Origin of the sequence: Bradyrhizobium murdochi, from assembly GCF_000472965.1 — a bacterium.
GTDB lineage: Bacteria > Pseudomonadota > Alphaproteobacteria > Rhizobiales > Xanthobacteraceae > Bradyrhizobium > Bradyrhizobium murdochi.
This window is the reverse complement of record NZ_AXAU01000011.1, coordinates 204,719-230,044: the sequence shown is the minus strand read 5'-3', so window position 1 is coordinate 230,044 and position 25,326 is coordinate 204,719. Positions and strand designations below refer to the sequence as shown.

The window sequence follows — 25,326 nt, the reverse complement described above, 5'->3', positions numbered from 1 at the left end:
CATCGTAGTTCGATGCTGCGCATCGCCCCGGAATGACGCCCTCGCTTCGTCGGTTCGCTCCTTGCAATGCTGTCACTTCCCGGCCTCCCGTTGTTTCATGCGCGGATCGAGCGCATCGCGGGCGGCGTCGCCGATCAAATTGACGCTGAGGATCGCGATCGACAGCAATAGCCCCGGCCAGAAGATCAGTGACGGCTTGACCTGGAAGTAGGCGCGGCCTTCGGCCATGATATTGCCCCAGGTCGGGGTTTCCGGGCTGATGCCGGCGCCGAGGAACGACAGGATCGCCTCCGTAAGGATGGCGGAGGCGGCGACGTAAGTGCCTTGCACGATCAGCGGCGCCACCGTGTTCGGCATCAAATGCCGCCACATGATCTTGGGCAGGCTGGTGCCGACCGAGATCGCGGCTTCCACATAAGGCTCTTCGCGCGCCGACAGCACGACCGAGCGCACCAGTCGCGCCACGCGCGGAATTTCGGGAATGGTGATCGCCACCAACACCGTCATCAGGCTGGCGCCGGACAGCGACACCACGGCAATCGCGAGCAGGATGGAAGGGATCGCCATCAAGCCGTCCATCACCCGCATCATCACGGCGTCGACCCATTTGAAGAAGCCGGAGACGAGGCCGATCACGAGCCCGATGCCGATCGAGAAGACCGCAGCACCCAGACCGATCAGGAGCGAAATCCGTCCGCCATAGATGATGCGCGAGAGCACGTCGCGGCCGTAGGCGTCGGTGCCGAGCAGGAACTGCGCGCTTGATGGTTTCAGCCGCTGTGCCGGCGCCAGCAATTGCGGATCGTGTGGCGCGAGCAGGGGTGCTGCGATCGCCATCGCGATGATGAGTGCGAGGCAGACGGTGGCGGTCGCGATGATCGGCGTCGCCGTGAGGAATCCAAGTCTCGGCCGGAATGGCGTGGTGACGGGGATTGACGGTTCGGGAAGGGTTTCGATCGCCATCAGTAGCGAGCCTCAATAACGAATTCTGGGATCAAGCAGGGTGTAGGCGACGTCGATCAGGAGATTGACGGTGACATAGATCAGCGACGTCAATAGGATCATCGCCTGGATGACGGGATAATCGCGCGCCAGCACCGCATCGACGGTGAGGCGGCCGATGCCGGGCAGGTTGAACACGCTCTCGGTGACGACGACGCCGGAAATCAGCAGCGCGAATCCCGTTCCGATCACGGTGATGACGGGCACGGCGGCGTTGCGTAGCGCATGGCGCAGCAGCACGCCGGTCTCGCTGATGCCTTTGGCACGCGCGGTGCGGACGTAATCCTCGCCGAGCACATCCAGCATCGCCGCGCGCGTCATGCGCGCGATCAGCGCGACATAGATAAAGGAAAGCGTGCAGGTCGGCAGGATGATGCGCTCGAAGAACGGACCGAAGCCCATTGTGATACTGCGGAAACCCTGCACCGGCACCCAGCGCAGCTCGATCGCAAAGATCTGGATCAGAACATAGCCGATCACGAATACCGGCACGGAGAACCCGACCACCGACAATCCCATTACGAAGCGGTCGATCCAGGTGCCGTGCTTCCACGCCGCAATCACGCCGAGCGGCACCGCAACGACAATAGCCAGAATGATCGTGGAAAGGGCAATCGAGATCGACGGCTCGACGCGCTGACTGATCATCTTCAAGACCGGCACGTTCGAGATCAAGGACACGCCGAGGTCGCCTTGCAGCAGCTTGCCGATCCAGGTGAAGAATTGGGTGTAGAGCGGCTCGTTGAGGCCGAGCGAGGTGCGGATGCGCTCGAGCTGCTCTGGTGTCGCGTTGTCGCCGGCAAGAATCGCGGCGGGATCGCCGGGCGTCAGCCGCAGCAGCAGAAACACAAACAGCGCCACCACGCCCATCACGGGAATGGCGGCGAGAATGCGGCGAAGCAGATATCCGAGCATCTTGATCCGTTAGTTGTGGGTGAATTGGGCAGCGCTGCCCTTAGACCTGGTTTCCGCGCCACCAGCGTAGCATTTCAGCAAGTCCCGTGCCATTGCGCCTGCGTTTTTTGCGATGCAGCTAATCGGTTCGGGGCGGATATGTCCCCCGCGTCATTGCGAGAAGCGAAGCGACGAAGCAATCCACTCTTCCTTTTGCGGTGGCATGGATTGCTTCGCTTCGCTCGCAATGACGGCGGAGGGACCGCCCTCATTCCAGTGTCGCGAGCAGCCCCACCATCAGGCGGCCGCGTTCGGCGAGGCTGTCTACTTCAATATGCTCGTTCAGCGTATGCGCATCGGCGCCGCGGACGCCCAGGCCATCCAGCGTCGGTATGCCCATGGCACCGGTGAAATTGCCGTCGGATCCGCCACCGGCGCTGCCATGGGGCAGTTCGAGTCCCAACTGCGCGGCAATCCCACGCGCTTTTTCGTATAACGCCATGGTGCCGGCATCTGGTTCCCACACCGGGCGGGTGACGCCGCGGGTTACCGTGAACGTGACGTCGTTGCTGGTGCCTGACAGTGCCAGCATGCGCTCGACACCGCGATCGAGATCGGCCTGGCGCTTGGCCATGCTCAGCGCTTCGCCGGTGCAGGTGGTGGCGACGCAATTGACCCACTGGCCGCCATGCACGATGCCGACCGAGAACGTACAATCTTCGGTCGTCATGCCGTCGATCGCGATAATCTGGCGTGCCATTTCGCGGATCGCGGAACGGCCGGAAGAAAGCGTGGCGCCGGCATGGCTCGGCTTGCCGATGGCCTCCAGATTGAAGCGCGCAATCGCATAGCGCCCAGTGACGACGCCATTGTTGGGCCGTCCGGGCTCCGGCACCAGCACGTATTTGTTGCGCGCGGCTTCTGCCTCGATGACGTCGCGGGTCGAGGGCGTGCCGACTTCCTCGTCGGGGGTGAACAGCACCGTAATCGGCAGCGGCGTCGTGAATGCGGCGCGGGCCAGTTGCCGGATCGCTTCCAGCGAAAGGTAATTGCCGCCCTTCATGTCAAAGATGCCGGGGCCGAAGCATTTGTTGCCCTCGCGCCGCCATCGCAGCTTTTCGATGGTGCCGACGGGGTGGACGGTATCCATGTGGCCGGCGATCAGAATGCCGGGCTCGCCTTGCTTCGGATGGGGAAAGCGGGCGCGGACACAGCCGGCAAATCCTTGCCGGCCGGCGATGCGCTCGATGGTCGCACCCATAATGGCCATGTCGCGCGCGGCGAGGTCGAGCATGCGGTCTACGGCAGCCTTGTCCCAGGTCGGGCTTTCGCACTCCACCCAGCCGCGCAACCCCTGCAGCATGGCCTCGGAATCAAAGGGAAGATTGGCTGGGTTCATGGGCTTCTCTTGGTTTTCTTAATTTTGGGTTTCGACCGATAGGGCACCGGCCCGCCGCGTACGAGAATGATCTCGCGCGGATTTGTAAAGCGAAACATGAACGCGCGTCCCGCGGTATCTGCAGCGCGGTAGCCGCTTCAAAGCGGATTGACGCGCCGCGCGCTTGATGCAAGTCTTCAAATAGTCAGGATTTACAGCGTGTTAGTTCGCCCAAATAACGAACCGCATGCATAATGAATCAGCGGACATTGAACAGTTTCACGTCAGGAGAGATCGAATGTTCCACATCATGCGTTGGAAACGTCCCACGATAGCGACTGCTTTGTCGGTGCTTGCGCTGTCGGCGGCGCTGACGTCGCTAGGCCCGACTTCGCAGGCCACGGCCGCCAGCAAGAAGACCATCACCGCGGTGATGCACTCCGATCTGCGCGTTCTCGATCCCGGCTTCACCACCGCCTACATCACCCGCGACCATGGCTACATGATCTATGACACGCTGCTGGCGACCGATTCCAATTTCAAGGTCCAGCCGCAGATGGCGGACTGGAAAGTCAGTGATGACAAGCTGACTTATACGTTCACCCTGCGCGATGGCTTGAAGTGGCACGATGGTGCGCCGGTGACGGCGGAAGACTGCGTCGCCTCGCTGAAGCGCTGGGGCCGCAACGACAATATGGGCCAGAAGCTGATGGACTTCACCGCCAGCATCGAGCCGATCGACGCCAAGAGTTTTGCGTTGAAACTGAAGGAGCCCTACGGCCTGGTGCTGGAATCGATCGGCAAGCCGTCGTCCTACACTCCGTTCATGATGCCCAAGCGCCTTGCGGAAACGCCGGCCGGTCAGCAGATCAAGGAACATATCGGATCCGGCCCGTTCAAATTTGTGCAGTCGGAATTCCAGCCGGGCGTGAAGGCGGCCTATGAAAAGAACCCGGACTACGTGCCGCGCAAGGAGCCGCCGAGCTGGACCGCCGGCGGTAAGGTCGTGAAGGTCGATCGCGTCGAATGGATCACCATGCCGGATGCGCAGACCGCGGTGAACGCATTGCAGTCGGGCGATATCGACTTCATGGAAAATCCGTCGTTCGATCTGTTGCCGGTGGTGAAAGCCAACAAGGACATCAAGATCGAGATTTTGAACAAGCTCGGCTTCCAGACGCTCGGCCGGATGAACTTCCTCCTTCCGCCCTTCGATAACGTCAAGGTTCGCCGCGCCGCGCTGCTGGCGATGAACCAGAAGGACGTTCTGGACGCGCTGGTCGGCAACCCCGAATATTACAAGGTCTGCGGTGCCTACTTCGTCTGCGGCACGCCGCTGGCGACCGAAGAGGGCGCCGGAAATCTGACCAAGGCCGGCAGCATGGCGGAAGCCAAGAAGGCGCTCGCCGAGTCCGGTTACGACGGCACCCCGATCGTGATCATGGCGCCGGGCGACGTCGTCACGCTGAAGGCGCAGCCGATCGTGGCAGCGCAGTTGCTGCGCGAGGCCGGCTTCAAGGTCGACCTGCAGGCCACCGACTGGCAGACCGTCGTCACACGCCGCGCCAGCCAGAAGCCCACGAAGGAGGGCGGCTGGAACATGTTTTTCACCAACTGGGTCGGTGCCGACGTGATGAACCCGATCGCCAACGCGTCGATCGGCGGCCGCGGCACCAAGGGCGGCTGGTTCGGTTGGGCGGAAAGCGCCAAGATCGAGGAGTTGAAGGACAAGTTCGCGCGCGCTACCTCGCCGGACGAGCAGAAGAAAATTGCTGCCGAAATCCAGAAGGAAGCCTATGAGCAGGTGATTTACGTTCCGCTCGGCCAGTATCTCGCGCCGAGCGCATGGCGGAAGTCGCTTACCGGCGTGCTCGACGGCCCGGCGACGCCGGTCTTCTGGAACATTGACAAGAGCGAGTAGGGCGGTTCGCGTTAAGTCGAACGTCAAGCAATCGCGACGGAGGACTGTTCCTCCGTCGCGTTTTTGTTTTCATCGTCAGGTGTGGGTATCACGCACCAGTTCCGGGCCGTCATTCTCGAGCGGCGGAGAGACTTGCGGCGGTGGTGGCGACGGAGAGCGCTGATCCCGCGCTTGCTTGCGCTCGGCTGCAGCCTTTTCCCGATCTTTTTCACTGGTCATGTTGTCGTACTCCATTTTGTGCACGACAACATTTTTGCGGGCGTTGCGTTCCTCACGCAGGGTGTGCTGCCAGATGTTCCAGCAGCAATTCGCACACCCGTTCCGGCGCCTGATCCGCCGCAAAATGTCCGATGCCGGGCAGCACCACGAAACGATAGGGCGCGGCGATGAAATCCACCGTGCCTTCGGCGGCGGCGCGACCGACGGTGTCGTCAGCGTCGCCCCAGATGTAGAGCGTCGGCACGCGGATCGGACCGAGCGGGCCGCGGATCGCGCCGCGTGCGCGATACCAGGCGAGCGCCGCTTCCATCGCGTCCTTGTTGCCGAGCACGGCAAGATGCCTCTCGATCGCATCAGAGGGAACGCCATTGGCGGCGAGACGCTCGCGCAGCCATTTGGCATCGTTCGCGAGCACGACATCGGCGGCATCCGGCTCCAAAAACGCCTTGTGATGCTTTGAGCGCTGCGCTTGCTCGCTGTCGGCCGTCAGCGCGCGGTTGAATGCGTTCGGGTGCGGCCGCGAGAGAACGGTGAGCGACGCCAGCCGCTCGGGATGGCGGTCGGCGATGCCCCAGGCTATGCTGCCGCCCCAGTCATGGCCGACCAGATGAAACCGCGCGTCGCCATAGCCGGCAGCCGCCACAATCGCCATGGCGTCGTCCATCAGGCGGTCGATCAGGTAGTGCGAAAATTCCCGTGGATCGGGCCGTGCGCTCGGCGAGTAGCCGCGCTGGCCCGGCGCCACCGCGCGATAGCCCATGTCGCCGAGCGCCGTCACCTGCGCACGCCAGCAATGCATCGATTCCGCAAAACCGTGCAGCAGCAGCACCAGCGGCGCGCCGGGCGTTCCGGCGCTGATGGCATCGAAGGTGAGATGCGGGGCGATGGTGATTTGCTCTGACGCCAGCATGCGGCGAACCTAACGAGCCAATTCCGGCCGGCCGATGACGGAATTGTGCAATGGCCGAAAAGTGCTGTATTGGGAGGCGCGACCGGATGCCCAAGGGGACAATCGTTGCACTATTTGAGATCGATCATATTCGATACGGCGGTGGTAATCCTGACGCTCGCCGTGTCGCTGACGGTGCCGTTCATGTGGCTGTTCAATGCCAGCGGCGCGACGGTGCGCGCGGTTTCGCAGGTCTGGGTCAACGGCATCATGTTTCTGATGAAGCATGTCATAGGCCTCGATTACACGGTGCAGGGGCGCGAGAACGTGCCCGATGGTCCCTGCATCATCGCCTGTAATCATCAGTCGTTGTGGGAAACCGCGGCGCTCTGCGCGCTTTTCCCGGACGCCAGCATCGTCGCCAAGAAAGAGCTACGTAAGGTGCCGTTCGTCGGTTGGTTCCTGGAGCGCTATCCGATGATTTTGGTCGATCGCTCGGCGGGCCGCCACGCGCTGCGCCAGATGGTCGATGAAGCCAGGCGCGCGACCGGCGAGGGTCGTCAAGTCTTGCTGTTTCCGCAAGGCACCCGCCAGGCGATCGATGAACCGATGAGATTCCAGTCCGCTGGCATCTCGGCGCTCTACACCAACCTTGAAGTATCTGTCGTTCCCGCTGCGTGCAATTCCGGCCTGTTCTGGGGCAAGAAGACGCTGATCATGCACTCCGGCACCGTCACGCTGTCCTTCCTGCCGCCGATCACGCCGGGCCTGCCGCGCAAGGAATTTCAGGAAAAGATGGAGCGGATGATTGCGGAGGAGGCGAGCCGGCTGCTCACGCTGAGCGAGGCGAAGGTGCGCTAGGCGGAGCGACGCGCAGCAACCCAGCCCGCAAGCGGCGCGAGAAACGCCAGGCACCAGACATATTGCGCAACCCGCGGCTCGACAAAGGCCATCGCCGTGCCGAGCACGAACACACAGACCGGAAACAGCGCCGGCGCCAGCAATTGCGGATCGTGGCGGCCGCGCAGCGCCAGAACCCACAATACCGCGTTCAGCGCTGCGATCACCAGCAGGTGAAAGCCGTAGATTACCGCGACCACGCTATCGAGCCGATAGACGCCATAGAGGCCGTTGGTCACCGGCAGGATGATGATCGACAGCAGAAAAAACAGATTGAGGAACACCACGCCGCGTCCGGCTTCCGGGGCTACCGCCAGCCGCCGGTGATGGCTGAACCAGAACAGGCCGGCGACCACAAAACTGATCGTCAGCGCAATGACGGGCTGCGCATAGACGCGAAGCACGTCGTGCCAGTCGGGCGCTTGCGTGAAACTAGAGGCCTTCGGCAGGTCATAGGCAAGCAGGGTCATGGCAACGCCGAATATGGTGTTGCTCAGCATCTCCAGCCGGCGCATTTCGAACAGATGGATTTGCGGCAATGTGATCCCCCCAGTCTCCCCTGATCGGTCTACGCTTTCGCTTCGCTCGCCAGGGGCCCGACCAGTCCGTCTTCGCTTTCGCTTCGCTCAAGCTACGCCGGACACGCTTCGGCCTGGCGGCCTTCGCGTGGCTGCGCCACGCGTAGCCCGTCAGGGCGAAGCGTGGTGCGGGCGGCCGGACTCGAACCGGCACAGAGGTCACCCTCCGAGGGATTTTCTTACCAGCTACGGCTTTCGCCGCCTCGCCAGACATCCGCGCTGGCTCGTTTGTGGTCTGGACTATACCTTCACCATTGGCGCGTTCGTGCCTTTAGGTGCTGCCCGTCTAGTCTCTACACCTTCGCACTAACCGTTAGGTTCGGGCGCTTGGCTCGGGATTGCCATATGAAAGGTTTCCCCGAATTTGAGCAGTTCTACAGCTTGGGTTTCCCCAAGAGCACTCAAGCGTTTAAGTCCCTTGCGTCTACCATTTCGCCACGCCCGCTTTCGCCAGAAGATCAGATACTTAGCGCGTTTTCCGGAGAAGTGGAATTGGGATGATCTCCGGCCCCAACTCTCCCCACTTTTAAGTGAGCGTGGCGCAGAAGCAAAGCCTCAATGCGGACACTTGGGGTGTTTACCTGCGGCGAGCTTTAGGCAATCTCAAGGTAATCCACGTAACGAAGGTCCGATGCCCAACTCGCTGTCCCATCGCCGGTTATTCTCGCGCTGCCTTGCCGCTCTGGCGCTGGTTGCGCTCTGCGCCGGCGTGTCCGGCTGCGCCGGCATGAGCGACACCATTTCGCCGGCCTTTGCCGATCCTGCCAAATACGATCTCTACGATTGCAAGCAGCTCGACACCGAGCGCAAGAGCCTCGCGACGCGCACCGCCGAGTTGCAGGGGCTGATGACCAAGGCCGAAACTGGCGTCGCCGGTCCCGTGGTGGCGGAGCTCGCCTACCGCAACGACTACATCGCATTGCGCGGACAGTCGAAGCTGGCCGATGAAGCCTGGCAGAAGAACAGGTGCCAGGAACCGAAACCGGAAGCCAGGCCGGCGCCGGTCCCGCCATCGATCGCGCCGGCTCCCGTTGCCAAGGGTCGTACGAAGGCAAGCCGAGCGGCAAATTAGAACGTTGTCGGGTGCGGCCTCGAACTTCGCTCTACACCCGCCAGTCGTAAATCCAGTCCTGCCTCGCCAGCATGCGCTCCGGGCCCATGGCCTTGATCGCGAGGTCGCGCGCCAGCGCCAGCGGTCCGGTGAGATGATAGATGCGTCCCTGTTGTCGGGCCGCACGCTGCACCAGCAGCACGCGGCCGCGCCGCTGCCGGCCATAGCGCTTCAGTGCCGCCGGGATGCCCGCGATAGGATCGCCCGGATTTTCGCTCACGCATTTGGCGAGCACGGCGGCGTCCTCGATCGCCATTCCCGCGCCTTGCGCGGCAAACGGCAGCATCGCGTGCGCGGCGTCGCCGAGCAGCGCGATCGCGCCATCGGTCCATTCGCCGATATCGGGCAGCGTGAACAGCGCCCAGCGCCGCCACTCGTCGACGGCCCCGATCAGCATCCGCGCGGTCGCGGGCCAGCGCTGCGAGGCGAACGCGTTCTTCAGTTCGTTGGCATCGCCCGGTGCGCTCCAGCCCGGCCGGTTCCAGGTTCCCGGCACGATAGCGACCACGTTGATCTGCCGCGCGGCCGAGATCGGGTAGGCGACCAGATGCGCATCCGGCCCCATCCAGAGCTGCACGCGGGCAGCGGTATATTCGCGCGGCAGCGTGGTCGCATCAAGGGTTCCGCGCCAGGCGATCAGGCCGGAAAATTGCGGTTGCGCCTCCGGGAACAAATGGTTCCGCACCGCGGACCAGATGCCATCGGCACCGACCAGCGCCGCCGCCAACTCCTGTTGGCGTGCATTGCCGCGGCGTTGCACCACGGTCAGCCCCTTGGCGTGCGAGGTCACGTCTTCGAACTGGCAACCAAGCCTCAGGTCGATGTCCGGATGGTCGTTGACCGCGGCCTGCAGGGCGCCTTGCAGGTCGGCGCGGTGCATCACCCAATAAGGCGCGCCGGCGCGAAGGCCGGCGGCCTCGCCGAGCGGCAGGCGGGCGATCTCACCGCCCGCACGCGCGCTCACGATACTAATGGCCTCAGGTGTCACGGCACGTGGCGCAAGGCGCGGCCGCAGGCCAAGGTCGACCAGGATCCGGCTGGCGTTGGGCGAAAGCTGCAGGCCGGCGCCGGCTTCCTCCAGCCGTTCGGCCTTTTCCAGGATGATGACGCGAAAGCCCTTGGCTGCGAGCGAAAGCGCTGCCGTCAGTCCCCCGATCCCGGCACCAGCAACGATGATGGTGCGCGCGGCGACCACCGAAAGGTCAGGCGACCTTGTCCCTCAGGACGCATTCGGGCGGGCGGGCTTCGCCTGCGGCGAGGTCGGGGGCAAAGCGGTACAGCGTCGAGCAATAGGGGCAGATGATCTCGTTGTCGTTGCCAAGGTCGAGAAACACGTGGGGATGATCGAACGGCGGCTTGGCGCCCACGCACATGAATTCCTGCGAGCCGATCTCGATTACCGCGACTCCGGCGTCGTTATGGAAATGCGGGACGACATGGTCGGACATCAGCTTCACCTTGGATTTCAACGATGAGCGCACGCAATCAACGCGACGCGGCAGCTTCGAAATGCCGCGCACCATAGTGGGGGGTGCCGATGATTCCTAGAGCCGATTCGGGATGTCCCCGCCGCACATTTTGCTCATGCAAATTCGACACAATTCTGTCGTCGGAGAAAAGCCCTTCTTTCGTCGGGGCAGTTGTGTCTTAAAAACGGCATACCATCTTGAGAAAGACAAAAACATTGGACTTTTTTGGATGAGGCGATTGCGGTTCGGTTCGGCTCTGGCGGGGGCGCTAGGATGCCTGGCGCTCAGCGCGGCGGTGTGCGCGGCGCTGTGGCCGCATGCCCGCGAGGCCGGCGCCATTCTGGCCGCGCAGGACGATCCCGCGACACTGTCCGACATCCAGATCAACTCCGCGTTGCGGGCCAACCAGGCGCTGGTCGCCAGCCATATCGAGGCAGCGCTCGCGGAGGGCGATTCCGATCTCGCCAACAGCTTCGTCGAACTCGCCCGCGACAAAGGCATTGCCGTCAGCGACGAACTATCGAAGCGCGTCAGCGATGCCGTTACCGACGCAGGTTCGGCGTCGCATCTTGCCAAGCGCTTTGCCACGGGTTTCGTGGTCGGCAATGCCGACGATGTCGCAAGCCTGTCGGGTACGGTTGCCGGCGATCTCTTCGTCTACGGCGATATCAGGGACGTTGTTCGCGAAGGCAAGCACCTCGCGACGGGCGAGGACGTGGACCGGCTGGTGCTGGGCCTTGCGACGGTCGGGCTCGCGGTGACCGCCGCGACCTACGCCTCGGTCGGCGGCGTTGCTCCGCTGCGTGCCGGTCTTTCCATGGTCAAGGGTGCCCGCAAGGTCGGACGTCTCGGCGAGGGGCTGACGCAATGGGCAGGCCGCTCGGCGCGCGAGGTCGTCGATGCGCCGGTCCTGCAGCAGGCGGTCGCGAAGGGTTCGGTGCTGCGACCCGGCCAGACCATCAGTGCAATCAAGGCAGCATTCCGCGCCGAGAAAGCCGGCGCGCTGGTGCGGCTGGCGAAAGACGTCGGACGCGTCGGCGAAAAGGCCGGCACACGTGGCGCGCTCGACGCACTGCGCATCGCGCAAGGGCCGAAGGACATCGCCCGCGCCGCGCGGCTTGCCGAATCCAAGGGCGGGCAGACCCGCGCGATCTTGAAGGTGCTCGGCCGCGGCGCGCTGCTGCTGGCAACCGGCGCTTTCAATCTGACGATGTGGGTGTTCGGTGCACTGTTGGCGCTGTTCGGATTTTTGTCGTCGATCAAGGCGACCACCGAGCGGGCAACCGAAGCGTGGCTTCGCCGCAAGAAAGCGCGGCGCTTGAGAAAGGAGGCGGCGGCGGCATGCTTGCCGGCCGCCCCGGTGCTGGTGGGCGCTGCCGTACACGGCTAGACTTGCAGTCCTTGCAAGGCCCTCCATTTCCGATCCCCCCGAAAAATGGAACTGATGATGCCGAGTTTTCACAACGGCGCTGTCGAAATTGCTTATCTCGACGAAGGCGAGGGCGATCCGATCGTCCTCGTGCATGGCTTTGCCTCCAGCAAGAACGTGAACTGGATTTATCCGACCTGGGTTTCCGATTTGAGGAAAGACGGCCGCCGCGTGATCGCGCTCGACAATCGCGGCCATGGCGATTCCGAAAAGCTGTACGATTCCGCTGCTTACGAAATTGCGATCATGGCAAGCGACGTCATTGCGCTGCTGGATCACCTGGGCATCGAACGCGCCGACATCATGGGATATTCGTTGGGATCGCGAATGACGGCGATCCTGGCGCGCGAGCAGCCGCAGCGGGTGCGCTCGGCGATTCTCGGCGGCATCGGGATCGGACTGATCGAGGGCGGCGGTCCCGGCGAGAACGTGGCCATCGCGCTGGAAGCGCCGTCGCTGGAGGACGTCACCGATCCGGTCGGCCGCACCTTTCGCGCCTTCGCCGATCAGACGCGATCCGACCACCGCGCGCTTGCCGCCTGCCTGCGCGGTTCGCGGCGGCTGATGACATCGGATGAAGCCGCCGAGATCGGCGTGCCGGTTCTGATTGCGGTCGGCACCAGGGATGAAATCGCCGGCTCAGCCGCGGCGCTCGGACGGATCATTCCGGGCGCCGAGGTGCTCAACATTCCGAACCGCGATCACATGCGCGCCGTCGGCGACAAGGTCTACAAGGTCGGTGTCATCGATTTCCTGTCGCGACGGCAATGAGCGGTAGCGCGCGTCTTCACCGGCGAATTGCCTGATGGCCGCGATCAGCACCACCGTGGTCGCAAGCCATGCCAGCCGCGCGCCGTAGCGATCGTGGGGACCGGATATCACAGCGCAGACGAAAGCATTGCCGAGCAGCGCGAATGAGACCGTGCCGGCGAGCAAGGTGAGATCGTCGAACGGTCGGCGCAGCACGCCGCGGCCGAACAGGATCATGGCCAGCAGCATCGACGCCAGCGCAACGGGAATGTGAATCCGGTTGATCGCGGTGAAGTCGAAGTGCCAGCGCTGCTGTTGCGCCGCGCGCATCGGCTTCACCTGTGCGGGAAGAAAGCGCTCAATGATGCCGTAGGTATGGCCGAGCCAGCCGTCGGTGCCTTCGCCGGTCCCGACGTAGACGAGTTGTTGCGCAGTAGCGATAGCCGCCGCCTTGGCTTGCCAGGCCGGATATTCGGCCAGCGAATGCAGCACGATAAAGCTCATCTCGTCGCTCAGTCCCTGAAAGCGGCCAAGCGTGTTGAACATGCTGTTGCCCCACAGAAACTGGTCGGCGGTGGCCGGCAGCTTGTCTCGATAGGGGCAGAGCTTGAAATTCTGCTTCGGGCAATGATCGCGCAAATACTGCGCGACGATGCCATCCTGCAGCATCCGTCCGAAGGCCACGCCATAACCGCCCGGCGTCCACGCCAGCTTCCCGGATAATGCGAAATTGGTCGACAGCAACAGCGCGGCTCCCGCGACGACGGTCAGGCTGCCCTGCGTCAGTCCGGAAACGGAAATCCGCCCGCGCAGAAAGGGACGCGCGATCCAGCCGACGCAGCACAGTCCGAGCAGCACCGCGAGCGTCGCGCTGTGGGTCGCCGCGGCGAAAGCGGTGAGGCCGAACAGCAGGCATTTTTCCGGGATCGAAGTTCGCTCGCCAAGCACGACCAGGATGAACAGCGAAAGCACCGACAACCCGGCGAAAATGTCGGTCAGGAGCGTGCTCGCAAGAAAAGGCAACGAGGTGGTCAGGGCCAGCACGAAGCTCATGGCCAGGAGCCGCAACGGCTCGGAGATACCGAGCACGCGCAGCGTTAACTGCAGGATCCACAGCGTCGCCAGCGCGTTGATCCCGAGGTTGATCCAGAAGCTCGAATCCTCACCGAAGTGAAGATAGAGGCCGAACGTGGTGGAGCGGCTGGGGACCAGGTAGCCCTCATACCAGCGGGCCAGATAGCCGCCGGTGTCCCACTGGAGCAGGGGATAGCCATTCCACAGGGCAGGGGCCAGCAACATCAATGGGATGGCGATGGCGGCGATCCAGGCCGAGCGCGAATTCGCAGCGGTACGCGCCCGCAATATCTGCGTGCTGATGTGGCTTCCCCCCATTTGGGCAGCATCCGCCGAATGGCAGGTCCGCCGAAATTCATCAATAGTCGCAGGCCCGCCGGCTTGATTTCCTGATTTCGCTGACCATCTTGAACTGACCCCCACGGCATTCGGAGGCGGTTTACGCTGGCCTGCGCCTGCCCGGGACAGAAGTCCGCCCGCCGTGCTATAATAGCAACGTAATCAGTGAATTTGCGAGAGCAATCATGGCAGTGCATCAGGTCAATCCGCAAGCGTCGAAGCTCGCCGCACTCGATCCGATCTGGGACCGCATCCGGGGCGAGGCGGAGGATATCGTCCGCCGCGAGCCGGAGCTTGCTGCCTTCCTCTATTCGACCGTGCTGCATCACGAGCGGCTGGAGGAATCGGTGGTGCATCGTCTCGCCGAGCGGCTCGATCATTCGGCGCTATCGGGCGATTTGATCCGGCAGACCTATGACGAGGCGCTGCGTGACGAGCCCGATCTCGGCAATGCGTTCCGCGCCGATCTGGTCGCGGTCTACGACCGCGATCCCGCAACCTCGCGCTTCATTGATCCGTTGCTCTACTTCAAGGGCTTTCACGCGCTGCAGACCCACCGCCTGGCGCATTGGCTCCATCAAAAGGGCCGCAAGGATTTTGCCTATTATCTGCAGAGCCGCTCGTCGGCGGTGTTTCAGACCGATATCAACCCCGCCGCCAAAATCGGCCGCGGCATTTTCCTCGATCACGCGACCGGATTCGTCTGCGGCGAGACCGCAGTGATCGATGACGACGTTTCGATTCTGCATGGTGTCACGCTGGGGGGCACCGGCAAGGAGAACGAGGATCGTCATCCGAAGATCAGGCGCGGCGTGCTGATCGGGGCAGGCGCCAAAATTCTCGGCAATATCGAGATCGGCCATTGCGCGCGCATTGCCGCAGGCTCGGTGGTGGTCAAGCCCGTGCCGCACAATGTCACGGTGGCCGGCGTTCCCGCGAAGATCGTCGGCGAGGCGGGCTGCGCGGAGCCGTCGCGCACCATGGATCAGATGCTCGGCGCGATCGGGCTTTGATTTTCCACACATTCTGCGGCCGATCTTTGTGAAGTTGCGCGCATAGCGTTTTCAAGCGAAGCGTGAAGAAAACGCGTCAAAACAAGGAATAGAGCCTCGGTTCTGATCCAATCAGAACCGAAAAGGCTCTGGCGGTTGGCGCCGTCTCGTCCTAAAACCTCCCCGGAAATTTAAAGAATCCGATTGGAGACCGCCGTGGACGTTCAGGAAGTCAGGAAGCTCGACGCCTATCTCAAGCGCGTATTCGGCAATCCCAAGATCCGCGTTGTGCCGCGGCCGAAAAAGGACGACTCCGCCGAAGTCTATATCGGTGAGGAATTCATCGGCGTGCTGTTCGTCGATGACGAGGACGACGATCGCTCTTTCCAGTTTCAGATGGCGATCCTAGAAGAAGATCTCGCCGACGTCGGCTGAGGCGCCGCAGCGTCGTAGGGTGGGCCAAGCGAAAGCGTGCCCACCGACTCATCTCATGCATTGTGAACTGTTGTGGTGGGCACGGCGCAAAATGCACCTTTGCCCACCCTACAAGGCTACAAGATCCCGGCTAGTCCTTCGGCCCGCGCATTTGCGCCGTCAGGCGGTCCATCGCATTCGCAACGTCGCGCCATTGCGACAGCCAGCTCCGTGGAAAGCGGAACGTCAGGTCGGCGCCGTCGACGCGACGCTCGCTCAGGCACATGCCGGGAGTCAGGCCGTCGCGGGTGCAGCGCGTGTTGAGGCTCGGTGCGCCGGCGGAGAACAGGTCCTCGTTGGCGTAGGGCGAGCCGTCGCGGAAGGCGCGCATCGTCAATCCGTCGTCGATCGGTGTTGCCTTTTGTTCGAGGTAGCGCGGATAGATCGTACGCGCGCGCGTGTCCGGCGGCAGCGCGTCGTGATGGGCCGATATCGACAGGAATATCCGGTCGATCGGCTGCACCTTCTCATCGATCGTATCGGCGCTGACGTGCTTCGGTGCATCCGGCGGCTCAAGCGACGGGAAGACGAAACTGAGATCGACCCGCTCCTGCGGCCCGGAGTGGCGCTGGATCTTGCGGCGGATCGCTGCTGTCGGCACATTGAAGAGCGTGGCGCCGACGCTGACCGGCAACCGGCCCGGAGCGCCGGCGGGCCGCGCCACCCAGGTTGGCCACAGCAAATAAGCGACGAGGGCAATGGCGCCAACGGTGATGGTTACCGCGATCATGATGAGCATCATGTGCGAGCGCGGATCCCTGCGGGTGTCGCGGGCGAGGTGCTGGGCCGTCGAAAGCAGGGTCATGAACGAGGCATCGGTCGGGTCGAAGCTCGGGCACGGTCCCGAGAGCTAAGGCGAATCATCCCGCGAATATGCCATGGGCAGCGTGATTTCCGCATGATTTCGCGGGAGTTCCGGCCCTGCAGCCATGCGCAAACGAGGTCTCGGCGGTTCGTTGTTAACCCTTCCTTAAGGATACTGTGGCGACCACCGGCCAATTTTGCGAAAGCAGGGCACGGTTCGTCGAGTACGGAAGTTGTCATGTCGCCCGATGCGTTGAATTCCCTGTTCTCCCTGTGCATCGGCTTTGCGCTCGCAGGCGCGCTCGCCAGCGGCTATCAGGCAATGGCGGCGCGGCCGGCGGGATTCGGGCTGCTTGGGGAAGGCGTGGCGCCGAAGACATTTGCGGCCGTGCCGTTTCTGGTTTTCGCCGCACCGTTCATCATCATGCGCAACACGCTACGCGGTGCGAAGATCGAGCGCCGCCGCTTCGAATTCGTGATGATGGCGACCGTGCTTTCAGGCTTCTGGAGCATGATGTCCGGCACGTTCTTCCTGATGACGCTGCGAGCCGCGGGCGTGCTGGCCTGAGGCTGGTGGCCTGTTCGCTTGATCCGTTGCCTGGGGCTGTGCCAAGGTCTCCGCCAACGGAGATCTTTTGTTATGGCGATCTACGAACTCGACGGACAGGGGCCTGAACTCCCCGCAAGTGGAAACTATTTCATCGCAGACACTGCCGTCGTGATCGGCAAGGTGCGGCTTTTAAATTCGGCCAGCGTGTGGTTCGGCGCGGTGCTGCGCGGCGACAATGAGTGGATCGAGATCGGCGAGGGCTCCAACGTGCAGGACAATTCCACCTGCCATACCGACCGCGGCTTTCCGCTCACGATCGGCAAGAACTGCACCGTCGGTCACAATGTCATCCTGCATGGCTGCACGCTCGAAGACGACGCGCTGGTGGGCATGGGCTCGATCGTCATGAACGGCGCGAAGATACGCCGCGGCAGCATCGTCGGTGCTGGGTCGGTCATCACCGAAGGCAAGGAATATCCCGAATATTCCCTGATCATCGGCTCGCCCGCGCGCGTGGTCCGCACCTTGTCGCCCGAGCAGGTGACGGCGATGGGAAGTGCTGCGAAATTCTACGCGCTCAACGGGCCGCGTTTCAAAAACGGACTGAAGAAGATCGGCTGAAGGCGGCAAGCTTTTCTTCCGGTTCCATATGCTTCCCTGGCGGGGAGCATTCACGTTCGCATCTCGCTAGCAGTCAGTCCGGGGAACACGGGTTCCACGGCGGCATCCCGTATTACTACCGGTTGCAACCTTAAGCCTATGATAGTGCTGGCGGCTTAGACTCTGTCGGTCTGGAGCGATGGCCAACGGATGCACCAATCCTGAAGCCCGACCACGCAACTGCCGGAGGCCGGATCGATGAAAAGAATGCTGGCTGGGCTCGTCGGCTGGACGAGCGATCTCAGCGTTGTCCAGAAAATCTACGGCATCGCTGCCGGCTTGATAGTCGTCACCATCGTGCTGATGGTGATGTCGATCCAGTCGGTATGGCTGCAAACCGGATATCGGCACCTCCAGGCATCGTCAGCCCAGGCCGCTGCCAACGTCAGCCAGGCGAACGGCTTGATCTACGCCATCGTCATGGAATCGCGCGGCATCTATGTGTCCACCGAGCGAACGAAGGTGAAGCGGTATGCCGACGAACTCTTAAAGCGCAACCGCGAACTGGCCGGCGTGATGGAGCGGTGGCAGAGAACGGTCCGCGCTGACGACGTTGAGCAGTTCACCGCCTTCAAGCGACGCATCGACCAGTTCATCGACTTCCGCAAGGAACTCGCACGACGCGCGGTCGACGTCAGTCCGGCGGCAGCTCGCGAATGGGGCGACAACGACGCCAACCGCAGCCTGCGAACCCAGCTTAACAACGATCTCGAGGCGCTGGCGCGGATCTACAATGAACGCACCGTCGAGGCTGCGGAGCTCGGCGACCAGGGCCGCTATGCGGCCTGGTACCTGTTCGCACTCGGACTCGGCACCCTGATATTTGCCGCACTCAACGTACTCGTGATGCGACGCTCTGTCGTCCAGCCGTTGCAGGAAATTACCGAGGCGACCGACAGGATCGCCGCCGGCAACGTCAATAGCTATATTCCGCATTACGCCCGTGCCGACGAGATCGGGCGTCTGGCCTACGCCGTTCAGAATTTTCGTGACGTCGTGAGCCGCAACTTCGAGCTCGAGGAACTCAAAGCCGGTACCGCCAAGCAGCGCGATGCTGCCATGGATGAGCGCGACAAGTTCAACGACAAGTATCAGGCCACCAAATGGCAATTGACTGCGGCCATCAACAGCATGCCGCAGGGCCTGATCATGCTCGACGGCAAGGCGCAGGTCCTGGCGCTGAACGACCAATATCGAAAACTCTACAACCTGCCAGTGAAGATCAAGGCGGGATCGTCGCTGGAGGAAATACTGCAGCATCGGGTCGACAGCGGGCTGTTCGACGGCGACATCAAGCAATACCTCGCTGGGATCATCGATCGCATCGGAAAACGGCAGCCGACCTCTTATGAAATCAGCCTCACAGATGGCCGCGTGATCAAGATCCACGAGCGGCCGATGGACGGCGGTGGCTGGGTGTCGGTGCAGGAAGACGTTACCGCACAAAGAAAAGGTCAAGCCATTCTGGAGCGGACGGAAGAGTTTCTCGCTGCGATCGTCGAAAACATACCCGAGGGGATTCTCGTCAAGGACGCGCGCAATCTGCGGTACCTGTTCGTCAATAAGGCGGCCGAGGAAATGATCGGCATGTCGCGCGCGGAAATCATGGGGAAAACACCCCGCGAGCTGTTTCCGGAGTCGGCTGCCGATTTGATCGAGCGGCGCGATCGGCAGTTGCTGGAGCGCAAGCAGCAGCTCGAAGCGATCGTCGATACCGTCGATAACCCGGTCAAGGGCCGGCGCACCATTGCGGTGCGGCGGCTTCAGATCGGCGGGCCCGAACGCAAGTCCCATTTGTTCGTGAGCATGGTCGAGGACCGGACCGGCCAGACCGATGTTGCGGCCCCGACCGAAGCTGCGGCGTAACGATCAAAGCTTCCGGCGGCTCAGCCGCCTTCATTTTCGTTCGCCTCGCGAGGGGGGCCGGCGACCTTTTCATGGCCGGCGGCCCAGAGCGCATGCTCCTCGCTGCCATCCCGATATGGATTGGCTTCCGCCGGAATGTGCTGGCGCGCGGCGCGCTGGCCTTGCTCGAAAGGATCGGAGTCGGAATTCATGATGCCGCCTTTCGGGTTTTCGATCTGGTTCTTTTCGCCGTCGCTTCGTTGGAAGCGGCTGCGCTTTTCCGCAGCGCGTCCTTGAGGTCGATGGGGATGCCGTGCTTCTTCAAGAGGTCCGCAAAGGCTTCGTCAGCCAGTTCCTGAAAGGTCGCCATCCGGTCACGTGCAAGCTGCTTGAGCTTGTCGAATGTGTCGTCGTCGAAGGCGATCAATTTGCGCAAAGCCTGGCCACTCCGGCCGTCGAGCGGATGTGAATGAATGATCTGGCAGTAGAATCGTTCCGGCAGGAACTATGCCAGGGCGCTGTCGTTGCTTCCAAAAAGGAGATTTCCGATGAAGCTGGCGTCTGCAGCCGCTGCTGTCGCGGCAATCACACTCCTGATATCGCCGGTCACTTCATTTGCACAGGGCGTCGGCGGAACATCACCCGGCAGCCCCGGCACCACAGGCTCTCCGGGCGCAGGCTCGGCCGGTGTGGGTACGTCAGGTGTCACCGGCGTGTCGCCAAGTCCTACAACTCCAAGTCCCACGACTCCGGGTGGGGTGAACAATGCTGGCCAAGGTCCGAGCGGCGCGGCAAATCCGTCCGGACTCGCGCAGCCGCCTCCGCCTGGCACCAATACTGCCGGCACCGCCCAGTCGTCAGGCCGGGGCGTGACGACCGGCTCGGCCAGATCGGGCAGTACGAGCGAAGACGCTGCGATCAACGAAGAAAACAAGACGATCGAACGCAAGATAAAGGGCATTTGCCGCGGCTGCTAAAATCCATGCCCGAGCGACCTCCGGTCGCAGGGCAGCGAGCAAAATAGTACCAGCCAGCGCCGAGAACTCGTTCTAGATTTGACCCGGGATCCGCGAGGATCCGACGCCGAAAGCGTCGAGCACTTCGAAGGGCAAATCGCGGGGGCTATACGCTCGGGCGTTTTCCAGGACCGAAGCCGTATTTTGATCCATCCGCTGGTATGCCGCTGGCATCGTATCAGGGATGTTGAACATGCTCACAGTCCCGACATTGACGTTGTTATTCATTTGTATCGTGGTTGGTTTGGCTGCGGCCTTCATCTGGATGTTCTGGGAAATCGAACAGAGGATGTCCAAGCTGCATCAGATGTCCAAACCGTATCGCAAGAGCGGTCGGGTCGGTTAGCCGACTTCGACAGCCTCGTGCGCAGTCGCGTACTGCGCGCGATTTTTGCTGCCTGCCATCACACCGGCTGCACAGCCGGGGCTTGCAGCCGCGGTCGCTCAAGGGGGCGCAAAAGAACAAGGCCGTCGACGCAGTATACCGTCAACGACCTTGCCAGCCCCGGATATTGAAATCGGCTCACGCCATCCGGTGAACTGCAGGATGCCCGGGATTCACCCGGAGATATGTGATCCAGTTCACAAAAGCGCGGAAAAAAGTTGCGGCGCCGCATGCCGCAACGGTCGAAAATATCCCGTCGCCCGGCCGCATGATGCAATTCCCAATCCGGGATCAGGGATGAACATCGCTGGATTGCCCGAGCGGCGCCGCTGGTTGCAGCCGCGTTGGCCATACGCCCCCCATGCCCGACTTCGTCACCGAGCGCCCAGACCAACTAGCCGCGGCCCTTGGCGCGGCTGCGATTCACGCTCCGGGCCGAGCGGGGCTTTGCCTTGGCTGATCGCTTGCGCGGCGCGGGAGCGGCGGTGGGTTCGGAGGCCTGCGCGCTGGCAAAGGATTGTCGCAAGCCGTCGATTGCTTCCGTCAGCGTTCCGACCTGTTCGGAAAGCTTCCTAGTGTCGGCCTGCTGCGCAGCTAGCAGGCGGCGTACGGTGAGCAGTTGATCCTGCACCACCTGCAACTGGTCGATCGATTCCTGCTGGGTCGCTTCCAAGCCCTTGGCCTTCTCGACCAGTTGCTCGGACGCTTGCGCGGCGCGCGCCTGCAATTGGCGGGTCGCGGCCGCGCGATCGGTCTCGGGGGTGCTGCCCGTATAGGCGCGCCACAGGGCGATAGAGCTTACGCCAAGCACGACAATGACGAGAGCCGCAGCGGCGATCGCAATCGGCTGACCGCCGATACGCGCGACAGGGCTGGCACTCCGGGGGGCGAGTTCGAGCATGCGACTCCAAATCCGGACGTGATTTCAAAGTTCCCATTAGCACAGGCCGGACATCGCTAAAACCCAGGATTTGCCGGTGAGCCTGGGATTGCGGGCAAAACCGCTCTCGACCGAGGGTTTAGGCCGCAGGAATGGCCCCAAAAGGGCGTCCGGGGCTAACGGATATGCGTGCGGATGAACTGGCCGGCGAATGCGAGGGCGCGACGGCCGTCCGTGAGATTCGCATTCCAGACCGGCCATGCATGGATCATGTGCGGCCAGATTTGCAGCGTCACATCGACATCGGCCACCCCAGCCGCCAAAGCGAGCTGGGTCGCGTCTGCGAGCAACGTTTCGGCCGAGCCGACCTGAATCAGGGCCGGCGGAAAACCCCTGAGATCAGCGAACAGGGGTGAGATTAGCGGATCGCGGCGGTCGATGGATGGCGCCGCATAGGCGTCGGCGAGCTCATCAAGATACGCCTTATGGATCAGCGGATCGACGGCGTCCTTGGTCGCGAGCGTGCTGCCTGACATGGTCAGATCGGTCCACGGCGAGATCAGCCACGCACAGGCGGGCAGCGGCTCTCCTGCCGCGCGCAGCCGGTTGATCAGCCCAAGCGTCAGGTTACCGCCGGCGCTGTCGCCGCCGACCGCGATGCTCATTGCCGGAATGCCTTGCTTGCGCAGGAAACGCCATACCGTCAGCGCGTCTTCATGGGCGGCGGGGTAGGGATGTTCAGGGGAAAGCCGGTAGTCGATCGCCAGCGTCCGCATGCCCGTGGCGCGCCCGGCTTCCGTCACCAGTCGGCGGTGACTGGCAATCGAGCCGGAGCAGTATCCGCCGCCGTGGAAATACAGCAGCACCAGCGACTTCTCGCTGCCGGGCACGATCGACCACTCGCCGGCGACGCCGTTGCAGTCGACGGCCTCGCATTGAACGTCCGTGGCCACCGGCCAGGTCGATCCGACCTCGTCGAGCCGTTGCCGCCGCTCCGACCATCCGACCGGTCGCGGCTTCGAGCCTAGCAATGCGCGGATGGCGTCGATCTCGCTGTGAGCCAAGATGCGTTCTCCCGGGGGGCGCCGGCCATCATCGCACGCCGGTCCGGCACCGCAAAAGGCGATAGCCGAACGTGCCGCGCGTAAAACCCCGAAATGGCGGCGGCATCCCTATTTCATGCATAACACACGCAAGCGCTGTGATACGTTCCAAAACAACCTTCATCCAGCCGTTGTATCTGTATGCGATACCAGATGCACTAGAGGCGAATGACACAGTAGCCAATCCATGTAGCTGGATCGCAAGTCAGGCGAATTCCTTCAGCGCCAATTTGCTTCAATGGGGGCGGGAATGTCGGAGATCCATCTCAAAGTGTTTTCGAATGCCGATGACGTGCACCTTGTCTGGACGCACGCCGATGACATTCCGGGATGCCTGGGATTCGCCATCGAATGCCGGCGGGGCGACGCGGAGCCCAAATATCTGTCGAACCGCGTCGGCTTCGAAGACGACGTCGAAGTCGACGGCGACGGTAATCAGTTTACCTCACGCTCTTCTCAGATCTGGCCGTTTCAGCGCTATGATTGGACCGATCACGCAGCCGATCTGGGCGATGTGATCGCATATCGCGTGGTTGCCAGGGTGGTGGGCGCCGATGGCAAGCTGCATGACGGGCCGTCGAGTGAATGGTCGAGAACGCTGACCCTCAGCGCGGACTGCGGCGACGGCGTGAGCGTGCACTTCAACCGTGGTTACGTGCTGTCGCAATTCATGGCGCGCTACATGAAGCGCAAGGGCATCACCCTTGCGGAGCTGAAAGAGACGGCCGTCATTGTCAGCCAGGAGGTTGACCGCGAAGCCCGAGCCTTCCTTGGCGGAACGCTGCGCGAGACCATGCTGCAGATGATGGCCGAAGTGGCGGATGATGACGGGCTTGAACTCCATGCCGCATTATACGAGCTGAGCGACGAGGAACTGGTGGATGGTCTCGTTGCGATAGGCGAGCGCGCGCATGTCGTGCTGGCCAACGGCAGCGTTGAGGTGGAGGGAGAGGACGAGAATGAAGAGGCGCGAACCCGGCTGACCGACGCTGGCGTCGTGGTTCACGATCGTTTTCTCGCACCGAAAGCCCTCGCGCACAACAAGTTCGTGGTTCTGGGCCGCCGGACAGCGGGCGGGTTCAAGCCGGAAAAGGTCTGGACCGGCAGCACCAATTGGACGCCGACCGGTCTCTGTACTCAGCTCAACAACGGAATCATGCTGATTCACGAAGAGCTGGCGGAGCGATTCGAGGCTCAGTTCCAGCTCCTGGCAGAAGCGGGCGATGTCGTGTCCGACGAACTCCTAGCCTCAAACAACCGGCCGAAACGAGGAATTCCGCTCGGCGACGCCACAGTCGATAGCTGGTTCACCAAATTGAGCGGAGAGATCGATATCGAGGAACTCGTCGATCTCGTGACGAACGCAAAACAAGGTGTGCTCTTCGTGATGTTTCAGCCGGGCAATGAGCCTGTGCGTACCCTGCTTCGGATGCAGGAGGAAAAGGACTTGTACGTGCGTGGCGTGGCGACGCAATTTACCAGCACAGGCGCGGAAGAATTCAAACTCCTGAAACAGAACGCCGAGGATTTCTTTCTCGATTCCGCGCAGGCAACAGGAGTCAGGAAGACGGTTGGAGAATGGGCGGTGGAGGGCACGGCGGCAGAGTTCCGGGCAAATATCGGCCATGCCATTACACATTCAAAGATGATTGTGATCGACCCGTTCGGCGACGATCCCATCGTCGTCACGGGCTCGCACAATTTCTCAAAGTCTGCGAGCGGCAAGAACGATGAGAATTTTCTGGTCATTCGCGGCCATCGCGAGATCGCGATGCACTATACGATCAACGCGATGCAGACCTACAGTCACTATCGCTGGCGGGCCTATCTCGAAGAGGCCGCGAGAGAGCACAGGGACCCGTTTCAATTTCTCTCGCGCAACCCGAATTGGCAACGGCGCCGAAAGACCGGCGAAACCAAACGCATGCTCTCGTTCTGGATGCCGGAGGGCTAGGCCGGTGCAACGGGCGCTGGGCGGGACGGCCCGGCAGCTAGGCCGCCTAAAAAATTTTGTCGGCGGCCTTGAAACCAAATCGCGGTTTTCCAATTTTTTTGCTGCCGCCGATGGGCAGCGGTCCGGGCGCCTTTGGGGTCCGGTCCTGCGACGGGCACCGGTCGTGTCCGGTGCCGCTCGTAACCAACTTGCTCTTTGGAGGATTTGGCTATGCGCACATACGACTTCACACCCCTTTGGCGTTCGACCATTGGCTTCGACCGCCTTTTCGACCTCGTCGAAACCGCGCAACGCGCAGGCGAGGATAATTACCCTCCCTACAATATCGAACGTCTGGGCGAAGATCGCTACCAGATCTCGCTCGCCGTCGCCGGCTTTTCGACCGATGAGATTTCGGTCACCGCCGAGCAGAACACGGTGACGATCGAGGGCCGCAAGGCCGACAAGACCCAACGCGAATATCTCTACCAGGGCATCTCCGCACGTCCGTTCAAGCGCCAGTTCAGCCTTGCCGATCATGTGCAGGTGAAGAGCGCATCGTTTGAGGACGGTTTGCTTCGGATCGAGCTGTTCCGGGAGGTCCCGGAAGCGATGAAGCCACGTCGCATCGCCATCAATGGCGCGGCGCCGAGCAACATCCAGCAGATCGAGGCGAAGGCGGCCTAAGGCCGTCGCGCCCGGCGAAGGGAAAGGCTTCCGCCGAGCATTGC

General features: G+C 62.4%; 27 protein-coding genes and 2 pseudogenes. 12 read left to right on the top strand and 17 right to left on the bottom strand.

From position 1 onward, the window contains the following. Window positions 1-72 precede the first annotated feature (72 nt). The 3 genes from YUO_RS0121820 to YUO_RS0121810 all read right to left on the bottom strand — a co-directional run bounded on the left by YUO_RS0121820 (window position 73) and on the right by YUO_RS0121810 (window position 3,295). Complete coding sequence (locus YUO_RS0121820) at window positions 73-963, bottom strand: ABC transporter permease (RefSeq protein WP_028349180.1); 891 nt, start codon at window positions 961-963, stop codon at window positions 73-75. 12 nt (window positions 964-975) lie between these two features. Continuing rightward, entirely contained in the window at window positions 976-1,917 is a 942-nt protein-coding gene (locus tag YUO_RS0121815; RefSeq protein ID WP_028349179.1) for an ABC transporter permease, read from the bottom strand. A 247-nt stretch (window positions 1,918-2,164) separates the two neighbouring features. Beyond that, a complete protein-coding gene (locus tag YUO_RS0121810) occupies window positions 2,165-3,295 on the bottom strand; it encodes a M20/M25/M40 family metallo-hydrolase (protein ID WP_028349178.1) in 1,131 nt (376 codons plus the stop codon). A 277-nt stretch (window positions 3,296-3,572) separates the two neighbouring features. Between YUO_RS0121810 and YUO_RS0121805 the strand changes: the two genes are divergently transcribed. Further along, window positions 3,573-5,195, top strand: a complete 1,623-nt coding sequence (locus YUO_RS0121805) for an ABC transporter substrate-binding protein (protein ID WP_028349177.1) — start codon at window positions 3,573-3,575, stop codon at window positions 5,193-5,195. Window positions 5,196-5,270: 75 nt separating this feature from the next. Here YUO_RS0121805 and YUO_RS46375 read toward each other — a convergent pair whose 3' ends face one another. Together YUO_RS46375 and YUO_RS0121800 are read right to left on the bottom strand one after the other, a co-directional pair. After that, window positions 5,271-5,414, bottom strand: coding sequence for a hypothetical protein (locus tag YUO_RS46375; RefSeq protein WP_156908714.1), 144 nt, complete (start codon window positions 5,412-5,414; stop codon window positions 5,271-5,273). 52 nt (window positions 5,415-5,466) lie between these two features. Then, window positions 5,467-6,324, bottom strand: a complete 858-nt coding sequence (locus tag YUO_RS0121800; protein WP_028349176.1) for an alpha/beta fold hydrolase — start codon at window positions 6,322-6,324, stop codon at window positions 5,467-5,469. A 105-nt stretch (window positions 6,325-6,429) separates the two neighbouring features. Here YUO_RS0121800 and YUO_RS0121795 point away from each other — a divergent pair, with 105 nt between their 5' ends. Next, window positions 6,430-7,164, top strand: a complete 735-nt coding sequence (locus tag YUO_RS0121795; protein WP_028349175.1) for a lysophospholipid acyltransferase family protein — start codon at window positions 6,430-6,432, stop codon at window positions 7,162-7,164. Here the strand turns inward: YUO_RS0121795 and YUO_RS41350 are convergent. Then, complete coding sequence (locus tag YUO_RS41350; RefSeq protein ID WP_035727238.1) at window positions 7,161-7,748, bottom strand: TMEM175 family protein; 588 nt, start codon at window positions 7,746-7,748, stop codon at window positions 7,161-7,163. The genes YUO_RS0121795 and YUO_RS41350 overlap by 4 nt on opposite strands. A gap of 157 nt (window positions 7,749-7,905) precedes the next feature. Next, a pseudogene (locus YUO_RS46370) lies at window positions 7,906-7,999 on the bottom strand. 413 nt (window positions 8,000-8,412) lie between these two features. Between YUO_RS46370 and YUO_RS0121785 the strand changes: the two are divergent. Further along, window positions 8,413-8,853, top strand: coding sequence for a hypothetical protein (locus tag YUO_RS0121785; RefSeq protein ID WP_035727236.1), 441 nt, complete (start codon window positions 8,413-8,415; stop codon window positions 8,851-8,853). A gap of 31 nt (window positions 8,854-8,884) precedes the next feature. On the opposite strand, the gene YUO_RS0121780 is transcribed toward YUO_RS0121785, so the two are convergent. Together YUO_RS0121780 and YUO_RS0121775 are read right to left on the bottom strand one after the other, a co-directional pair. Next, window positions 8,885-10,087, bottom strand: a complete 1,203-nt coding sequence (locus YUO_RS0121780; protein ID WP_028349173.1) for an FAD-dependent monooxygenase — start codon at window positions 10,085-10,087, stop codon at window positions 8,885-8,887. Window positions 10,088-10,094: 7 nt separating this feature from the next. Further along, the gene (locus YUO_RS0121775) at window positions 10,095-10,340 is read right to left on the bottom strand and encodes a zinc-finger domain-containing protein (RefSeq protein ID WP_028349172.1); all 246 of its coding nucleotides are present in this window, start codon (window positions 10,338-10,340) and stop codon (window positions 10,095-10,097) included. A 250-nt stretch (window positions 10,341-10,590) separates the two neighbouring features. Between YUO_RS0121775 and YUO_RS0121770 the strand changes: the two genes are divergently transcribed. After that, window positions 10,591-11,751, top strand: a complete 1,161-nt coding sequence (locus YUO_RS0121770) for a hypothetical protein (RefSeq protein ID WP_028349171.1) — start codon at window positions 10,591-10,593, stop codon at window positions 11,749-11,751. Window positions 11,752-11,808: 57 nt separating this feature from the next. Continuing rightward, entirely contained in the window at window positions 11,809-12,561 is a 753-nt protein-coding gene (locus YUO_RS44885) for an alpha/beta fold hydrolase (RefSeq protein WP_083754666.1), read from the top strand. A 15-nt stretch (window positions 12,562-12,576) separates the two neighbouring features. Here YUO_RS44885 and YUO_RS41345 read toward each other — a convergent pair. Beyond that, window positions 12,577-13,932: pseudogene (locus tag YUO_RS41345) on the bottom strand (hypothetical protein); the annotation flags it as partial. A 206-nt stretch (window positions 13,933-14,138) separates the two neighbouring features. On the opposite strand from YUO_RS41345, the gene cysE reads away from it, so the two are divergent. Together cysE and YUO_RS0121745 are read left to right on the top strand one after the other, a co-directional pair. Next, window positions 14,139-14,966 carry a serine O-acetyltransferase gene (gene cysE, locus YUO_RS0121750; protein WP_028349169.1) on the top strand — a complete coding sequence of 276 codons (828 nt, stop codon included), beginning with the start codon at window positions 14,139-14,141 and terminating at the stop codon, window positions 14,964-14,966. Window positions 14,967-15,161: 195 nt separating this feature from the next. Next, window positions 15,162-15,380, top strand: a complete 219-nt coding sequence (locus tag YUO_RS0121745) for a DUF3126 family protein (RefSeq protein WP_025590201.1) — start codon at window positions 15,162-15,164, stop codon at window positions 15,378-15,380. Between the two features lie 130 nt (window positions 15,381-15,510). Here YUO_RS0121745 and YUO_RS0121740 read toward each other — a convergent pair whose 3' ends face one another. Beyond that, the gene (locus YUO_RS0121740) at window positions 15,511-16,149 is read right to left on the bottom strand and encodes a hypothetical protein (protein WP_430649556.1); all 639 of its coding nucleotides are present in this window, start codon (window positions 16,147-16,149) and stop codon (window positions 15,511-15,513) included. Window positions 16,150-16,461: 312 nt separating this feature from the next. Between YUO_RS0121740 and YUO_RS0121735 the strand changes: the two genes are divergently transcribed. The 3 genes from YUO_RS0121735 to YUO_RS44315 all read left to right on the top strand — a co-directional run bounded on the left by YUO_RS0121735 (window position 16,462) and on the right by YUO_RS44315 (window position 19,299). Beyond that, window positions 16,462-16,791 carry a DUF6949 family protein gene (locus YUO_RS0121735; RefSeq protein ID WP_028349167.1) on the top strand — a complete coding sequence of 110 codons (330 nt, stop codon included), beginning with the start codon at window positions 16,462-16,464 and terminating at the stop codon, window positions 16,789-16,791. A gap of 72 nt (window positions 16,792-16,863) precedes the next feature. Next, window positions 16,864-17,394 (top strand): gamma carbonic anhydrase family protein, encoded by a 531-nt coding sequence (locus YUO_RS0121730; protein WP_028349166.1) that lies wholly within the window; start codon window positions 16,864-16,866, stop codon window positions 17,392-17,394. Window positions 17,395-17,631: 237 nt separating this feature from the next. Beyond that, window positions 17,632-19,299: a PAS-domain containing protein gene (locus YUO_RS44315; RefSeq protein ID WP_198028067.1), complete on the top strand. Its 1,668-nt coding sequence runs from the start codon at window positions 17,632-17,634 to the stop codon at window positions 19,297-19,299. 20 nt (window positions 19,300-19,319) lie between these two features. Here the strand turns inward: YUO_RS44315 and YUO_RS47230 are convergent, their stop codons facing one another. From YUO_RS47230 to YUO_RS0121690, 6 genes are all read right to left on the bottom strand, one after another. Next, window positions 19,320-19,490 carry a hypothetical protein gene (locus YUO_RS47230; protein WP_198028066.1) on the bottom strand — a complete coding sequence of 57 codons (171 nt, stop codon included), beginning with the start codon at window positions 19,488-19,490 and terminating at the stop codon, window positions 19,320-19,322. Next, window positions 19,487-19,714, bottom strand: a complete 228-nt coding sequence (locus YUO_RS0121715; RefSeq protein WP_028349165.1) for a hypothetical protein — start codon at window positions 19,712-19,714, stop codon at window positions 19,487-19,489. The genes YUO_RS47230 and YUO_RS0121715 overlap by 4 nt, the downstream gene beginning before the upstream one ends. Before the next feature lie 69 nt (window positions 19,715-19,783). Then, the gene (locus tag YUO_RS46365; RefSeq protein ID WP_156908713.1) at window positions 19,784-20,239 is read right to left on the bottom strand and encodes a hypothetical protein; all 456 of its coding nucleotides are present in this window, start codon (window positions 20,237-20,239) and stop codon (window positions 19,784-19,786) included. Window positions 20,240-20,327: 88 nt separating this feature from the next. Then, window positions 20,328-20,555: a hypothetical protein gene (locus YUO_RS0121705; RefSeq protein ID WP_028349163.1), complete on the bottom strand. Its 228-nt coding sequence runs from the start codon at window positions 20,553-20,555 to the stop codon at window positions 20,328-20,330. Between the two features lie 518 nt (window positions 20,556-21,073). After that, on the bottom strand, window positions 21,074-21,580 hold the full coding sequence (locus YUO_RS0121695) for a hypothetical protein (RefSeq protein WP_028349162.1): 507 nt from the start codon (window positions 21,578-21,580) through the stop codon (window positions 21,074-21,076). Between the two features lie 155 nt (window positions 21,581-21,735). Continuing rightward, window positions 21,736-22,623, bottom strand: a complete 888-nt coding sequence (locus YUO_RS0121690) for an alpha/beta hydrolase (protein ID WP_028349161.1) — start codon at window positions 22,621-22,623, stop codon at window positions 21,736-21,738. A 583-nt stretch (window positions 22,624-23,206) separates the two neighbouring features. On the opposite strand from YUO_RS0121690, the gene YUO_RS41335 reads away from it, so the two are divergent. Both YUO_RS41335 and YUO_RS0121680 read left to right on the top strand, forming a co-directional pair. Continuing rightward, window positions 23,207-24,616: a phospholipase D-like domain-containing protein gene (locus YUO_RS41335; protein WP_198028065.1), complete on the top strand. Its 1,410-nt coding sequence runs from the start codon at window positions 23,207-23,209 to the stop codon at window positions 24,614-24,616. A gap of 210 nt (window positions 24,617-24,826) precedes the next feature. Continuing rightward, on the top strand, window positions 24,827-25,282 hold the full coding sequence (locus tag YUO_RS0121680; RefSeq protein ID WP_028349160.1) for an Hsp20 family protein: 456 nt from the start codon (window positions 24,827-24,829) through the stop codon (window positions 25,280-25,282). Window positions 25,283-25,326: the final 44 nt, after the last annotated feature.